Annotated in this window: 16 protein-coding genes and 1 other annotated feature; of the genes, 1 reads left to right on the forward strand and 15 read right to left on the reverse strand. The window is 48.5% G+C overall.

Translation table 11 applies throughout. From position 1 onward, the window contains the following. Positions 1–12: 12 nt before the first annotated feature. Together PCH02S_RS02885 and PCH02S_RS02890 are read right to left on the reverse strand one after the other, a co-directional pair. Entirely contained in the window at positions 13–525 is a 513-nt protein-coding gene (locus PCH02S_RS02885) for a deoxycytidylate deaminase (RefSeq protein WP_127449907.1), read from the reverse strand. Between the two features lie 84 nt (positions 526–609). Continuing rightward, positions 610–1,137, reverse strand: a complete 528-nt coding sequence (locus PCH02S_RS02890; protein ID WP_218033138.1) for a ComEA family DNA-binding protein — start codon at positions 1,135–1,137, stop codon at positions 610–612. Between the two features lie 174 nt (positions 1,138–1,311). Between PCH02S_RS02890 and comER the strand changes: the two genes are divergently transcribed. Beyond that, positions 1,312–2,151, forward strand: coding sequence for a late competence protein ComER (comER, locus tag PCH02S_RS02895; protein WP_127449909.1), 840 nt, complete (start codon positions 1,312–1,314; stop codon positions 2,149–2,151). A 12-nt stretch (positions 2,152–2,163) separates the two neighbouring features. Here comER and leuS read toward each other — a convergent pair whose 3' ends face one another. From leuS to PCH02S_RS02960, 13 genes are all read right to left on the reverse strand, one after another. After that, on the reverse strand, positions 2,164–4,623 hold the full coding sequence (gene leuS / locus PCH02S_RS02900; protein WP_127449910.1) for a leucine--tRNA ligase: 2,460 nt from the start codon (positions 4,621–4,623) through the stop codon (positions 2,164–2,166). 63 nt (positions 4,624–4,686) lie between these two features. Then, positions 4,687–4,924, reverse strand: a binding site (T-box leader). Positions 4,925–4,990: 66 nt separating this feature from the next. Further along, positions 4,991–5,752 (reverse strand): class I SAM-dependent DNA methyltransferase, encoded by a 762-nt coding sequence (locus PCH02S_RS02905; RefSeq protein ID WP_127449912.1) that lies wholly within the window; start codon positions 5,750–5,752, stop codon positions 4,991–4,993. Position 5,753: 1 nt separating this feature from the next. Continuing rightward, positions 5,754–6,647, reverse strand: coding sequence for a CvfB family protein (locus PCH02S_RS02910; protein ID WP_127449914.1), 894 nt, complete (start codon positions 6,645–6,647; stop codon positions 5,754–5,756). Next, positions 6,644–6,991 carry a ribosome silencing factor gene (gene rsfS / locus PCH02S_RS02915; protein WP_127449916.1) on the reverse strand — a complete coding sequence of 116 codons (348 nt, stop codon included), beginning with the start codon at positions 6,989–6,991 and terminating at the stop codon, positions 6,644–6,646. The genes PCH02S_RS02910 and rsfS overlap by 4 nt, the downstream gene beginning before the upstream one ends. A gap of 18 nt (positions 6,992–7,009) precedes the next feature. Beyond that, positions 7,010–7,576 (reverse strand): bis(5'-nucleosyl)-tetraphosphatase (symmetrical) YqeK, encoded by a 567-nt coding sequence (gene yqeK / locus PCH02S_RS02920; RefSeq protein WP_127449918.1) that lies wholly within the window; start codon positions 7,574–7,576, stop codon positions 7,010–7,012. Beyond that, the gene (locus PCH02S_RS02925; RefSeq protein ID WP_127449920.1) at positions 7,566–8,153 is read right to left on the reverse strand and encodes a nicotinate-nucleotide adenylyltransferase; all 588 of its coding nucleotides are present in this window, start codon (positions 8,151–8,153) and stop codon (positions 7,566–7,568) included. The genes yqeK and PCH02S_RS02925 overlap by 11 nt, the downstream gene beginning before the upstream one ends. A gap of 12 nt (positions 8,154–8,165) precedes the next feature. After that, positions 8,166–8,459 carry a ribosome assembly RNA-binding protein YhbY gene (gene yhbY, locus PCH02S_RS02930; protein ID WP_127449922.1) on the reverse strand — a complete coding sequence of 98 codons (294 nt, stop codon included), beginning with the start codon at positions 8,457–8,459 and terminating at the stop codon, positions 8,166–8,168. 20 nt (positions 8,460–8,479) lie between these two features. Continuing rightward, the gene (aroE, locus tag PCH02S_RS02935) at positions 8,480–9,340 is read right to left on the reverse strand and encodes a shikimate dehydrogenase (RefSeq protein ID WP_127449923.1); all 861 of its coding nucleotides are present in this window, start codon (positions 9,338–9,340) and stop codon (positions 8,480–8,482) included. 17 nt (positions 9,341–9,357) lie between these two features. Continuing rightward, complete coding sequence (gene yqeH / locus PCH02S_RS02940; RefSeq protein ID WP_127449925.1) at positions 9,358–10,473, reverse strand: ribosome biogenesis GTPase YqeH; 1,116 nt, start codon at positions 10,471–10,473, stop codon at positions 9,358–9,360. A gap of 8 nt (positions 10,474–10,481) precedes the next feature. Next, the gene (locus PCH02S_RS02945; RefSeq protein ID WP_174806720.1) at positions 10,482–10,976 is read right to left on the reverse strand and encodes a YqeG family HAD IIIA-type phosphatase; all 495 of its coding nucleotides are present in this window, start codon (positions 10,974–10,976) and stop codon (positions 10,482–10,484) included. 90 nt (positions 10,977–11,066) lie between these two features. Then, complete coding sequence (locus PCH02S_RS02950) at positions 11,067–11,846, reverse strand: alpha/beta hydrolase (protein WP_127449926.1); 780 nt, start codon at positions 11,844–11,846, stop codon at positions 11,067–11,069. A 61-nt stretch (positions 11,847–11,907) separates the two neighbouring features. Then, on the reverse strand, positions 11,908–14,139 hold the full coding sequence (locus PCH02S_RS02955; protein WP_127449928.1) for a transglutaminase TgpA family protein: 2,232 nt from the start codon (positions 14,137–14,139) through the stop codon (positions 11,908–11,910). Then, positions 14,132–15,418: a DUF58 domain-containing protein gene (locus PCH02S_RS02960; RefSeq protein WP_127449930.1), complete on the reverse strand. Its 1,287-nt coding sequence runs from the start codon at positions 15,416–15,418 to the stop codon at positions 14,132–14,134. Before PCH02S_RS02960 ends, PCH02S_RS02955 begins: the two co-directional genes overlap by 8 nt. Positions 15,419–15,420 lie beyond the last annotated feature (2 nt).

The following is a 15,420-nucleotide window of genomic DNA, read 5'->3' on the forward strand; positions in this document are numbered from 1 at the left end:
GATTGAATTGATCTAATTCACGACGTCAGATACGGTGCCAAGCGGAGGCTCATACCCTTCCATAGAGCGGAAGGTGATGCCTCTGGCCGACATTAACTGGCTGACTTTCTCGTTATCCTTCGGATAACCGCGATGGAAAACGATCTCTGTCACACCGCTATTTGCAAGCATATTTGCGCAAGTCCAGCAAGGTTGATCGGTGACATAGACCGTAGACCCCTCCCGATCCTCGCGATCTGTAAAGAGCAGCAGGTTTTGCTCAGCGTGGATGGTGCGGATACAGCGCTGCTTGCGCACTACTTCCTCAACATCCTCCACCACTTTCAGTTCAATTTCTTCAACAAGCATACAACCGGCTTCCGTGCAATCAGGTACTCCCATCGGAGCCCCGTTATAAGCTGTTCCGAGCAGCTTTTTCCCTTGAACAAGCACAGCTCCAACATGCCGTCGATTACATCTGGAACGTGTCGAAGCCATATAGGCGATATCAAGAAAGTAAGTGTCCCAGTCTTTGCGGTTACTCATCGTAGCTCCCCTCCCCTGTCCTTTATATTCCTTTTTTTCATTTCTAGTATTCTCTCATACTTCATCTCAAAATGAAAGAAAGGACTATATTGAAGTTACGTAAACAAATGACTTCAGCTTTTCGAGCATTTTATCCCCAATCCCCTTCACCTCAGTTAGTTCTTCAACCCTGTTGAATCTGCCTTTTTTCAAACGGTAATCCAGTATGGCTCTTGCTTTGCTGTCGCCAATTCCAGGCAAATCATTTAATTGCTTAAGCGTTGCGGTATTCAAATCCAATAGACCCTTTGCAGGCGCTGGTGGAGGGCTTTCTTTTAGCTTAGGTAAAGGCGATTCGGATGTGATGCTTGGAACAGGGGCGGCCGGAGAAGCATCAGGTGTAGAGGGTTCGGAGGTTCCAATGGCTTCAGAAGTAACTCCAGGTGTTGCGAGGGGTTCCAGAGCTGTCTCCTCTCCGTTATCTATAAGAGCTTCAATTTGTACATTCACCGGTTCAAACTCCGTCTGTATCATCGATGACCGTCCCTCAGTCACAAAAGGCCATACGACAAAAACGACAAAACAAACAATTCCACCTACATATAGAAATTTTCGATAGCGAAATATAGCCACGAATTCCCTCCTGACAGTTAAAAATAAAAATTCAAAGTAAAAAAACAAACTAATCCTTCATAACGGCAGAGAAGCATGCATATACATGAAAAAGCATCCGAATGGCATCCAAAACTGACCCCGTTCTATAAATATTAACGAAAGTGACTGATTTTTTTCGGGAGGGATTACTAGATGAAAGCAGGGTTCATCGGTACTGGGAGTATGGGAAGTATTCTGATTGAAGCGTTCATTCATTCTGGGGCTTTCAATCCGGAGCAAATTATTGCAGGGAATCGAACGATTCGTAAAGTTGAGCTTCTTGCGGAGACATATCCTGGGCTTCTGGTAGCCCAATCGAATAGAGAAGTCGTGCTGAAGAGCGATATTATTTTCCTCTGTGTAAAGCCTTCTGAATTTAAAAAGGTTATTGATGAAATTAAAGAGGACGTGCTTCCCTCCCAGTTCATCGTATCCATCACAAGTCCTGTGCTGATTAAGCATTTGGAAAGTCTTTTGCCAGCAAAAATAAGTAAAATCATTCCAAGTATTACGAACTATGTATTAAGCGGTCCTACACTTTGCATTCATGGTAATCGGATGCAGCCTGAGGATAAAGAATGGCTTGAGAATTTATTTGCCCATATCTCATCACCGATACGGGTATCTGAAAATTACACACGCATCTCATCAGACCTATCCAGCTGCGGCCCTGCTTTTCTTGCCAACTTCATTCAATCCTTTATCGATGCAGCTGTTGAAGTCACAGGCATCTCCCCTGAAGAAGCAACGCTTCTGGCCAGTGAGATGACGCTTGGAACAGGCAAGCTGCTGACGACGGGCGGCTTTAACCCTATGACCTTGCAAAAACGCGTTTCCGTGCCCGGCGGTATTACGGCCGAAGGATTGCGTATTTTGGATGAAGAGCTTTCCGGCGTATTCTCCCGCGTGATCCACGCTACCCACGACAAATATCAAGAAGACCTTGAGAAGACTGAGCAGCAATTAACCATAAAGCAACAGTCTTCTCAATAGTCTTTTTTTTGATTAGCCTACAACGATGTTCACTAATTTCCCTTTAACGACAATCAATTTGCGAACGGCCTTTCCGGCGGTCGCTTCTTTGACTTTATCAAGATCAAAAGCGATTTTCTCCATCGCAGCTTCGTCCGTATCCTTTGAAATCAGCACGCGGTCCACAATTTTGCCGTTGACTTGTACTACGATCTCAATTTCATTGTCGACGGTCCAAGCTTCGTCATAAGTCGGCCATGGCGCATACGTAATTGACTCTGTACCGCCAAGCTTCTCCCACAGCTCTTCCGCCAAATGCGGTGCAAGCGGAGACAACATCTGAACGAAGTTTTTCATCGCTTCGAGCGGCAAGCGCTCCGTTTTGTAAGCTTCATTGACGAAAATCATCATTTGGCTGATCGCCGTATTAAACCGCAGCGCTTCGAAATCCTCCGTGATTTTCTTGATGGAACGATGCCATGTTCGTTTGAACGTATCGCTTCCAAGCGTCTCATCCGCGCTGATTTTGGATTGAACTTGACCGTTCTCATCCACAAACAGTCTCCACACACGGTTCAAATAGCGGTAAATGCCGTCTACACCCGTTGTGTTCCATGGTTTTGTCGCTTCAAGCGGTCCCATGAACATCTCGTACATACGCAGTGTATCCGCGCCTTGATCGCTCACGATATCATCCGGATTTACAACGTTGCCGCGTGATTTACTCATTTTCTCCATGTTTTCGCCAAGAATCATCCCTTGGTTGACCAGCTTATGGAACGGCTCCTTCGTATGAACAAATCCCAGATCATAAAGCACTTTATGCCAGAAACGGGCATACAGCAAGTGAAGTACCGCATGCTCGGCTCCGCCAATATATAAATCAACTGGCAGCCATTGCTGTTGAAGCTCATGCGAGCAGAACTCTTTATCGTTACGCGGATCGATGAAACGCAGGTAGTACCAGCAGCTGCCAGCCCATTGCGGCATCGTATTCGTTTCGCGGCGTGCTTTCATCCCCGTTTCCGGATCGATCGTATTCACCCATTCCGATACATTCGCCAGCGGTGATTCCCCTGTTCCCGAAGGTTTAATTTCGTCAACTTGAGGAAGCAGAAGCGGAAGTTGATCAACCGGTACAGGCTTCATCGTACCATCTTCCAAATGAAGAATCGGAATCGGCTCTCCCCAGTATCTTTGACGGCTGAACAGCCAGTCTCTCAAGCGGTAAGTGACCTTGCCTTGACCTTTGCCATTCTCTTCAAGCCAAGCGATCATGTGGCTGATGCCTTGCTCAATGTTCATGCCATCAATAGGTCCGGAATTCACATGAGCGCCGTCTCCAGCGTAAGCTTCTTTCTCCACATTGCCGCCTTGCACGACTTCAATAATCGGCAGATCGAACTGTTTCGCAAACTCCCAGTCACGTTGGTCGTGTCCAGGCACTGCCATGATGGCGCCAGTACCGTAACCGCCAAGCACGTAATCCGCGATCCAAATCGGCACTTTCCCGCCGTTTACAGGATTAATCGCATAAGCACCTGTGAATACGCCTGTTTTGTCCTTAGCCAGGTCAGTACGCTCCAGATCGCTTTTGCGGGAAGCCTTTTCTTGATATTCTTTCACTGCGGCCGTTTGTCCGTCTGTCGTAATTTGCTGCACAAGCTCGTGTTCAGGTGCAAGCACGCAATAAGTCGCTCCGAACAAAGTATCTGGACGCGTTGTAAAGACAGTCAGGCTCTTCTCTTCATGCCCTTCGATCGCAAATTGAACTTCAGCCCCTGTCGATTTACCGATCCAGTTGCGCTGCATATCCTTAATGCTTTCCGACCAGTCAAGCTCCTCCAGATCCTCCAGCAAACGTTCAGCGTATTCCGTAATTCTCAGAATCCACTGACGCATCGGTTTACGGATGACCGGGTGTCCTCCACGTTCACTTAGGCCGTCGATAACTTCTTCATTTGCAAGAACCGTCCCCAGTGCCGGACACCAGTTAACAGGCACTTCGTCTACATAAGCAAGGCCTTTGTTGTACAGTTGGATGAAAATCCATTGCGTCCATTTGTAGTACTCAGGATCCGTTGTGGAGATCTCACGATCCCAATCGTAGGAAAATCCGAGCGATTTAATTTGACGGCGGAACGTATCGATATTTTTCTGCGTAAAATCACGTGGATCATTCCCTGTATCCAGCGCGTATTGCTCAGCTGGAAGCCCGAACGCGTCCCAGCCCATCGGGTGAAGAACGTTGTAGCCTCTCATCCGTTTGAAACGGGAGACGATATCCGTTGCCGTATAACCTTCCGGATGTCCTACATGCAAACCTGCTCCTGAAGGATATGGAAACATATCCAGCGCATAAAATTTCGGCTTATCCGAATTTTCCAGCACTTTGAATGTTTTCTTGGCATCCCAGTAAGCCTGCCATTTGGGCTCAATCGCTTGCGGATTGTAACCCTGTAATTCCTTGGTTTCTTTCGTTTCCTGTGTCATGTGAAATTTCCTCCCTGTTTACGGCTATAAGCGCCAAAAAACCCCTCATCGCTAGCGGATATCGCTAGGGACGAGAGGTTAGATTCCCGTGGTACCACCCTAGTTAACACCAGGCATACTTTGCCTGTGTTCACTCTGCCCCTTAACGCGGGTGAAACGATCCGGCTAACGCCAACATGCGTGGCGATTCACCTTCTAGCTCCAAGGCGAGTTCACTAGACGGACATCTACCGGCTTTCACCCTTTAACCGGCTCTCTGCGAGATGCTGTGCAAGCTACTAATCCTCTTCCAAGCTTTGTGATCATCTGATTAGCTTTGATTATATGTAAAATAATGCCGCACTGTCAAGGGCGGGGCTCCTTATGCTTATTTCTTTGCAATAAAGAAAGCCCGCTCTGTCAGCTTCGTAGGTTGTTCCCATGTAAAGTCGGCAGCCTTGTACACTTCACGAAAGCCTGCCTCCCGCAGCATCTGCTCAAGCCACTCCAGTGCATAAGCTCGCTGTTCGTGCGTTTCATCGATGCGCTGGAACAGTTCCTTGCCGCCTTTCTCTTTGACAAAGATGGTCAAATCGTGCTGAATTTGAACTCTTTCCTCATCCAACTCGCTTGTCCAAATGTATGCTACATCCTCTTCGTTCAAAAAGAAGGGCTGAGATTCCGCATAAGCAAACAGCTGCTGGGGCGTATGCACATCAAACAGGAATAAACCGCCCGGCTTAAGCCCTTCATACGTTTGGCGAAATGCATCTACAATCTCCTCTTCCTCTAGCAAATAGTTCAAACTATCACAGAAGGATAAAGCGACATCAACCGGTTCCCCAAGCTCCCACTCCCGCAAATCCTGCTGAAACAAACGAACGGCTCCGCTGCGCGCAAGCTGAGGGTGTTCTCCTGCTTTTTGCTCCGCTACAGCCAGCATATCTTCCGACAAGTCAATGCCTGTCATTCGATATCCTTCCAATGCCAGCGGAATCGTCAAATTGCCGGTACCGCAGCCGAGATCAACGACCGAAACCGGCTTCACGCCAAACCGGTCAAAGCTTTCTCTGACGAAACGAAGCCAATCCTCATAAGGCATGCTGTTCATCAGACGGTCATACGTGTAGGCAAATTTCTCATAGCTCATGTTAACTAGGATTCTCCTCTTTTTTCAGATAGGTCCAGTCGTCCTCCTGATAGATGAGCCCGTCTTTCATCAGCTTGCCTAACGCACGTTTAAAAGCCGCTTTGCTCAAGCCAAATCGATCCTTAATGATGTCCGCAGACGTTTTATCTGAAAATGGCATCGCATTTCCAGGACGCGTCTCCAGCACACTAAGAATTTTCTCCGCGTCTTCATCGCGGCCTTTTTCCTTCGGCTGTCTCATCGACAGGTTCACGCGGCCGTCTTCTTCGCGAACGAAGGCAACTCGTACGTCCACCAGCTCACCCACACGAAGCAATCGTGTTCTCTCCGTAGGAGCGATGAGTCCGATCACACCGTAACCGAGAACACCGGCATCGCAAATAACGAAAGTGCCCATCTGCAGCGGCCTATACACACGCGCTTTCAACCAGCGATTGCTCCAGCTTGAAGGAGCACGCACACAAAGCGGAGCCAGATCGTCTTCCAGCGCCAGCTTCGCGATCAAGCGGCCTTGACGGTCATGCGCCAATGTTGCAAACACCTTGTCCCCTACTTGAGGTCGCAATTCCTCCAATTCCGGCACATGACGATAAGGAAGGAGCAAGTTGCGCCCTAATCCCATCTCCAGAAAGTAGCCAAATCTCGGATGAATATCGACAACCTCGAGCAGCCCGACTTCGCCCATCCGGATTAGCGGACGTTTCATAGTAGCCATGAGCCTGTCCTGCGTATCATGGAATAAAAAAGCTTCCACGTGCTCACCGGCCTTGATTTTGCCCACAATCTCCGCATACGGTAAAAGCACATCCTGGTAGCCGTCACTCAGGAAATAACCGTTTGGCGGAACTTCCCTCGCTACCTCAAGGGTAACGAGGGATCCTGCTTCCAGTCTCATACGCGCTCCACAACTTTGGCATCAGACCAAAGTCTTTCGATGTTATAGTACTCGCGATCATCGCGGTGGAAAACGTGCAGAACAACATCACCTAAATCAAGCAGAACCCATCTAGCTGTATCAATACCTTCGTAGCCTCTGATTGTAACGCCATACTCATGTGCTTTCTTTCTGGCTTCGCTCGCGATCGCTTGCACTTGTGTTTCTGAATTTCCGTGACAAATGACGAAATAATCCGCAATCAAGGAAATACCTTGCAAATTAAGCGTGACAACGTCCGCCGCTTTTTTATCCTCTGCAGCCTCTACGACAAATGCTAAAATCTCTTCTGGGCTTTTACTCATTCAATCAACCTCCATTAGTTAGTTGTTTATTTGTTGAATCAAATCATTCCGTGTCAAAATGGTAAGCGGATAAATTCGTTTTCCTTTTTCAATCAAAAACCGAATCGTAGAATCAAACCCGACAACAAGCGCCTTCTCCAAGCTGGTCTTGGCTTCCTCACGGATGAGCTCTACACCGGGGAACTCACGGCCTGGCTCCATATAATCCGCTAAACATACGATTTTGTCTAACAGCGTCATGCCTTCACGCCCAGAGGTATGGTACCGGATCGCATCCAAGATCTCTTCGTCCTGAATCCCAAATTGCGACTGGGCAATGAACGCCCCGGCATGAGAATGCCAAAGCTCTTTGTCAAAATCCAATAAATCTTGCGGCAATGCATTCTCGCGAATAATCTTAGCTTGCTCCAGCACAGGCCAATACTTGCAATAGTCATGTAAAATAGCTGCAAGATCAGCTTTGACAGGATCTCCACCGAATCGCTTTGCAAGCATGACGCTCGTTTCCATGACACCAAGTGTATGAAGCCAGCGTTTCTCGGGCATTTGTTCTTTTACGGCTGCGATTAGCTTCTCACGCTTCATACAATCGGTTCACCTCCATGTAACCGTTCACGACTTCCGGAACAAGGTATCGGACCGATCGTTCCTGTCTTCGTTCTTCACGAATGGCCGTGGATGAAATTTCAACAAGCGGCATGGGAACAATGGTTACTCGCTCACGGATGTTAGCCGACATATGCGCCATATCCAGTTCATAGCCAGGTCTGGCTAAACCGATAAAACGAATATGCCGCACGATGTCATCGATGCGATGCCACTGCGGCAAATACTGAACCATATCTGCACCTATAATATAAGCAAATTCGGTAGTGGGATATTGTTTGCGCAGCATTTCAATCGTATCGATACTATAAGATACGCCGCCTTTGTTGATTTCGATATCAATCGGACGAAAAAAAGGATTCCCTTCCGCAGCAAGGCAAACCATCTCCCAGCGCTGCTGCGTTGTGGCCTTCGGCGCGTGGGACTTATGCGGCGGCACATTGGCCGGCATCAGCCACACTTCGTCTAATCCTGCTTCCACCCTCGCCCGCTCCGCAGCGATCAAATGACCGGTATGGATCGGGTCAAAGGTTCCACCCATAATTCCGACAAGCATGCTTACACCTCTTTAGCTCGGCAGTTCAATCTTTTTCTTGTCACGCGATTCTTTGTACAGCACGACGATTTTACCGATCACTTGTACGAGCTCGGCGCCGGATTTCTCGGACAATTCAGCGCCTACCTCATCCCGATCTTCTCCGCTGTTATTCAGCACCGTAATTTTAATCAATTCACGCACTTCCAGCGCTTCTTGGATATGACGGATTAAGTGTTCGTTCACGCCGCCTTTACCTACTTGAAAAATCGGATCTACATGGTGCGCCAGTGAGCGCAAATAACGTTTCTGTTTGCCTGTTAACATGGATGTCCCTCTATTCATTCTTATTCAGCTAACGACTGTTCTACCACCTGTCTCATCGCCGCAACGGGCGCAGGCTTCCCAGTCCAGTATTCAAAAGCAAAAGCACCTTGATATATAAACATGCCCAGTCCGCCATGAATGCGGGCTCCCTTGGCTTCCGCCTCTCGAAGGAACCTTGTAATGCGCGGGTTATAGATCAAATCGCTCACGAGATGATGTTCTTTCAGAAGCTCAACCTGCATCGGCAGCTCTTCTGTGTTAGGATGCATCCCCGCTGAGGTCGTATTCAGTACGAACTGGACCTCATCCACGACATTCGCGATCTCGTCAAGTCCAAGACCGACGGTCTTCGTAAAAGCGCTGATCGTCTCTGCCAGCTCCAAAGCACGCTCTTTTGTCCGATTCGCGATGTAAATGCAGCCTGCACCCTCTTTGGCGAGCGCATACGCAACCCCTCTCGCAGCTCCGCCGGCTCCAAGGACAAGAACGCTTTTCCCCTTCAAATCGATGCCCGTTTCTTCTTTGAGAGAACGCACATACCCAATACCGTCCGTATTGTAACCGATAAGCTTGCCGTTTTCATTCACGATAGTATTTACCGCGCCAACGATCCGAGCTCCCTCGTCAATTTCGTCCAGGTACTGCATAACTTCAACTTTATGTGGAATAGTGACATTAATGCCTCGATACCCCAGCGCCCGAATCCCCCGAACCGCATCTCCAAGCGCGTCAGGACGTACATGAAAAGCAGCATAAACCGCGTTAATATCCGCTTCCTGAAAAGCACGATTCAACATGATAGGCGATCGGGAATGCCGAATCGGATCTCCGAATACTCCATATAGAATCGTATGACTGTCAATCGCCCGGCTCTTCTCCATGGTTTCCTCTGGTCCCCCTATATCAATGACTCTCGTGTGATAACCTTGATCCCCTTCGGTGCATGAACGGCAAGCTGTGAACCAGCCAGGCTGTTCACTTTAATCCAGCCTAAACCGGAGATGAGCACATCCATTTGTTTCCCCTTTGGAATGTTCAGCCCATGCTTCACAAGTGGAGGCAGCTCGTCCAAGTCCGCTTCATTCGGAGGCGCCAGCATGACGCCTTTGTGATCGGCGTACAGATCATCGGCCCGCTCCAACTTCGTGCGATGGATTTGAATCGCGTTGGACGTGTAGCAGGTGAACGACTGGTGTTCGCCTTTTATAAAATCAAAGCGAGCTAACGCGCCAAAAAACAACGTTTGTTGTTCATTTAACTGAAAAACAACCGGTTTGAGCGGCTTGTCCGGCATGATACGTGCCAAGTCACGTTTCTTCACAACCTCGGTTAGACGGTGCAAGTGCACAATCCCTGGTGTATCTACGATAAACCGGCCATCGTCGAGCGGGATTTTGACCAAATCCAGCGTCGTGCCCGGGTATTGGGATGTCGTGAGCTCCGCTTCCAAATCGCTGTAATCGCTGATTAAACGGTTAATAAGCGTCGATTTGCCGACATTGGTGGCACCAACAACGTACACATCCCTGTCGCCGCGATGCTCCTGCACAGCCGTAATCACGCGATCAAAGCCGATGTTTTTCTTCGCACTGCACAACACGATGTCAACAACCTTAAGGTTGGCCTCTTTGGCTCTGCGCTGTACCCAGTTGATGATCTTGTTGGCATTGGTCACTTTCGGCAGCAAATCAATTTTGTTGACGACTAGCAGCACCGGATTCGTGCCGACAAACCGTCCCAGACTGCTGAGCATACTGCCTTCAAAATCAAAAATGTCCACAATCTTTACAACTAACGCCTTGGTTTGGCCGACATGTCCAAGCAATTTCAGGAAGTCGTCCTGCTGCAGCGTGATGCTGGAAGATTCGTTATAATGCTTGATTCGGTAGCAGCGCTGACAAATAACCGGCTCCTTTTGCAGCGCTTCTGCCGGAATAAATCCGAGCTTGCTTTTGTCTTCTGTTTGCAGCAATACGCCGCATCCCGCACAATGATTAATCGTTTCTATACTCATGAAACCTCCTAATTCTTCATCCTGGCATTCGCCCATTTCTCAATCCGCCGGTTAATTCGTGTGAAAAAACCTTCGTCATTGATAGAAATCGGATTGACCAGAATCGTGTAAAGCCCCATTCGATTGCCGCCAAGCACATCCGTCAGCATTTGATCGCCTATGACCGCTGTTTGTCTCGCATTCGTACCAAGCAGCTTCATAGCTTTGTGAAATGAAACGTTCCATGGTTTCTTGGCTCTGTGAATGAATGGTATGCCTAACGGCTCCGCAAAGGCGGATACGCGTCCATGATTGTTGTTGGACACAATGACGACCTTGAAGCCCATCTTCTGCAACCGGTTCAACCACTCTATTAACTCTGGAGTCGCATGCGGATCGCGTGCGCCTACGAGTGTGTTATCGAGATCGGTAATGATACCGCGAACACCAAATCCCCATAGATGATTGGCATCAATATCATAGATTGTATGCACGGACTGTCTGGGTACGAGCTTTTTCAGCAAACCATTTCCCTCCACTGCTTCCTCGACATATACGAGAAACTATACCATAGTGACCCGTTTGTTGCAAAAAGAAAAGAACATATTTTCCCACTAGCCGCGGGCTGGAAGCGGCAGCCAGTTCAGGACATTTTGGATTTTACGGTCCCAATAACCCCACTCATGTTCTCCAGACTCTTCCTCATAGGTTAGGTTCAGACCCAGTTCCCTGCAATAATTACGGAAACGGATGTTGTCTTCATATAGGAAATCTTCCGTGCCGCAGCACTGATATAAATCCGGCTTCGGTCCTTTGCTGGCCTTCACTTGCTCTGCCAAATAGAATAAATCATTTTCGCTGCCTTTGATCCTTGTCACATCGCCATAAATCAGCTTGAATTCATCCGGAAAGTTTAATGCTCGCTGCGAAATATCTACGGCACCCGACAAGCTGGCGGCAGCTGCAAACCTGTCCGGATGTCTGAGGGCAAGCTTCATCGCGCCATATCCGCCCATCGACAAGCCCGCAGCATAATTCAACTCTCGTTCCTCTGCGAGCGGGAAAAAAGATCTGGCAATCGCCGGCAGTTCCTCGCTAATAAACGTCCAGTACTTCGGACCTGCCGCCATATCTGTATAAAAGCTGCGATTCACAGCCGGCATAACAACGGCAATCCCCAACTTGGCCGCATACCGCTCGATAGATGTTCTCCGCATCCAGATGGTGTGATCGTCAGATAAACCGTGCAATAGGTACAGCGTAGGATGCTTGGTCGTGCCGTAGCTCGCTGAGGCGATCCCGATCTGGCTTTGTGCCGGCTGAGGTAAAATCACGTACATGGAAGCTGAGACACCAAGGGAATCGGAGTAAAAATGACAATCGATAAAAGCCATGTGAATATGCTCCTCTCATAGGGAAAACCACCCCCCAACAAGGGAAAGTGGCTTTCATCACCTATTTCATTTGTTCTTTTAATTTCATAATCGATTGACTCACGGTTTGATAATCGGTTTCGGTCGAAACATTTTGACTGTATTTTGCTCGTTCAAACAGCTCTAACACTGTTTCCAGATCTTTTTTCATCCATTTGCTCTGGCTTGACCACCTGGCCGTCGCTTCTCTCATCGTTTCATGCTCTAATCTGGTATAGCCCTTACGCCGGCTCATCCGCAGAAGCTTCTCGAATTCCACGATAATTTTCTGATTAAAATTAACGGCTTTCAATTGCTTTCTGTGCATCCGCCATGTCCGCCAATAATTGCTTTTGAGCAAAAATACAGCGCCAGCAGCAATTACTAGAGCAGCACCAACACCGCTTAACGTCAACCATAGCCAAGTAAAGCTAGGCGCTTGACTCGTTTCTTCAGGCAGTGTAACCGGATCACTTTCTGTCGTGGGATCAACAGGCGGAGGTGTCTCCGCTGGAAACACATTCGGAAGCGCAAACCCGGAAGTAGGCTCGAATGGGATCCAGCCGAACCCTTCAAAATACACTTCAACCCAGGAATGAGCATCCGAGTTCCGGACTGTATATGTGCCGGCAGCGTCAGCGTCGATGTCTTCACCGAATTGACTCAAAATACCAAATTCTCGCATCTGATCCGATTGCGGAGAAGTTCCTGATGAGTACCCTTTCACCCAGCGGGTCGGAAGTCCGATGGAACGGGTAAGCACAGCCATTGATGTGGAATAATAATCGCAGTATCCCTGTTTGATTTCGAACAAGAATCGATCTACAAAATCTTTGCTTTTCCCTTTGCTTTCGTCCGGTGTGTTCGTATAAGGGTAATGCGCTGATAGATAAGCCTCAATCAGCTTGGCCTTATCATAAGGATTGGCGGCTGATTTGGTGATGTCGATCGCAAGTTGTTTGACACGTTCGGGAAGATCCTCCGGGATTTGCAAATACTCCGCCCATTCCGGCTTATTCGCATAGTCACTCTTCACCTCGCGCAGCTGGGCTACATCCAAAATAGGCTCCTGCGTAATAATGGCATACTCTTTCGGATAATTCGTTCTGCCCGTGTACCGCAGCTCAGATTGTCGAGGCGACCATAGAATACGCTGGAACGGATTCTCACCTTGATTCACTTCCACCAGACGCTGAACGGCATATCCGCCGAAGAGAACCGGAAACACATCTTCTCTCTGCATAACAACGGTTTGTGTGACTTCCTGTGTTTTCAACAGTGAGAGATCAAATCTCGGATCAAGAGGAAGTGTATTCAAATTGACCCGATTCATCGGAAGCTTTTTCTCATTTGGACTAAGCTCCCATCCTTTTCCATTATACTGAGCTCTCGTTTCACCGCGGAAGTAGGTGCGTTTGCTCGTTTCAACTGTCATGACAGGTGTGTAATCAAATTGAAACCCGCCACCCAGATGACTGTCATCCCTGCTGTAGCCCGATGAAGTATCGGCGGTAGACGCCGTCACGCTTACGCCTTTTCCTAATAGAGGTACGGATTCTCCCCGACTCACCTTATAAGCGGTGTATGGATCGGTTAAGACCGGTTCTACGGTTGGAGCCAGAAACCCAACAAGCGTTATAACAGCTACGATCAGCCCCACTGGAAGCAGAAGCGAAGAGGGATAATCGGTAATCGTCTCCCAAATAACAGGTGCCCGTTTCTTCAGCTTGGCGAAGTGGCGAACCATCAGCAGCGAAAATCCGCAGAAGATGACCATAGCTACTTGCGGCCACAGAAAAATCGTGCTAAAGGAATCTCTTATGGCGAAAAACAATATACTGACAGCAATGAGAACGAAAATACGCAGCCTCGATTTTACTGACCACATAGCAAATAAATAGGTGATCCAAGCAGCTAAGCTAAACCAAATATACGGCTCTAGCTGGCCGGCGTTTAAAGCGACCCAACGGAGTGCAGTCTGCCATGTCGTCACCTTTACGGCAACGAAGTGGTAACCCATCCCGATGACGTGAAGCGCAATGACCAATCCAAATTGAATGAGAACTCGCCATATGCGGCGAAGATGCGGAATCAGATACGTAACCGCTGCTAGACTTAATGTTCCTGTGACAAAAACAACTGTTTCAGGGAGCCACAAGCCGTCTTCCTTCATAATCCAAATCACAAATTGATATAAATAAATACCAGTAAGAATCGCACTAAGGCGTTGTTCCCAATCCGTAAAAACAATTCGCTTCCAGAGTGAGCTAAGCATAACGTTTCGCCCCTCCCAACAGGTTAGGCAAGTCCGTTAATTGACTGACCTCGTACCCCATATAGCCTTGTGAGCGAATCGCCTTAATCCAATCGTCTTTTGCGTTTTCCTGAACCGCACCCTGCAGTTTGAACGCATGCGAAGGTTCAGCATGAATCCACATATGACAAGGATTCATTTGCAGATGTTCGAGTTGCGTCAGCACTTGCATCATGACCGAACCCTTTTGCGGGGAAATTAGCACAAAAAAGCAGCCGGCGGGGAGTTCCCGCGAATGTTCTTTCAAAATTTGCTGCAAAGAGCGAAAGCCATCAGCTTCGACCCCGACCAAATGTTTTAAAATATGCTTGTGGTGATTCTGGCTTTGTTTCGGTTCAAAATAGGTGGCTTCTTTCCCGATGGACAACAAACCAAGCGCTAAGTCGCGGCCGGACCCATAGCGGAACAAGGATGCCGCCACAGAGACAGCTAGTTCAAATTCAGCCGCGTCACCATAGGCGCGAGCCGAGCGATCCAATAAAATGATCGTTTTGGGCAGCGACTCCCGTTCGAACTCCTTGGACTTCCAAGTCCCCGTCTTCGCTGTGGCATTCCAGTGAATGCGGGACAAGCGGTCCCCGTAAATATATTCACGAACACCGTTAATTTGCGTCGTTTCCCGGTGTGCTCTTGTCGTCGTGGAATGATGCTGCATGCCTTTGAGCATTTGATGGAATTGCGCCCATTCCCGGATGGCCACGGTTTGCGGATATACCGTAACGGATTGCTGCAGTTCCAGGCGTCCCTTGTGCTGGAAGAAGCCAAAGATATCCTCGGTCAGACATTCCGTATCGCCAAACCGGTAATACCCCCTTCGCAGTGGAGGCGTGCTGTACAGCAATTCCCCCCTGCGCTTCCAGTCCGGAATCAGCGAACCTTCAAAAATGGTTTCTTCTCCACTCTGGCGAATGAATTGATCTTTGATAATCATATAAGGAATCGGCCAAAAACCGGGAATCTGCACGCCAATGCCGATTTGCAGCGATTGACCCGCTTCAAGCTGTGCATCCTGCCCTTGAATGGAAAGCTTGCGAGTCCCTTGAGTGCGTCTGATACCGCTCCAGTTGCCTGCGAGCAAGTAGATCGCCAAAAGAGTGATGATAATAAACAGCATGGAGGCCAGCTTTCCTCCTTGGAATAGCATGAAGAATAAGCTAGCCGTAAAGCAGGAGATCAGTAGCCATAAAGGAGCCGGAAACCGGGGACGTTCCCCGAATCGTTTGAATACCGGTCGAGTCATAG

Origin of the sequence: Paenibacillus chondroitinus NBRC 15376, from assembly GCF_004000765.1 — a bacterium.
Classification (GTDB): domain Bacteria; phylum Bacillota; class Bacilli; order Paenibacillales; family NBRC-103111; genus Paenibacillus_E; species Paenibacillus_E chondroitinus.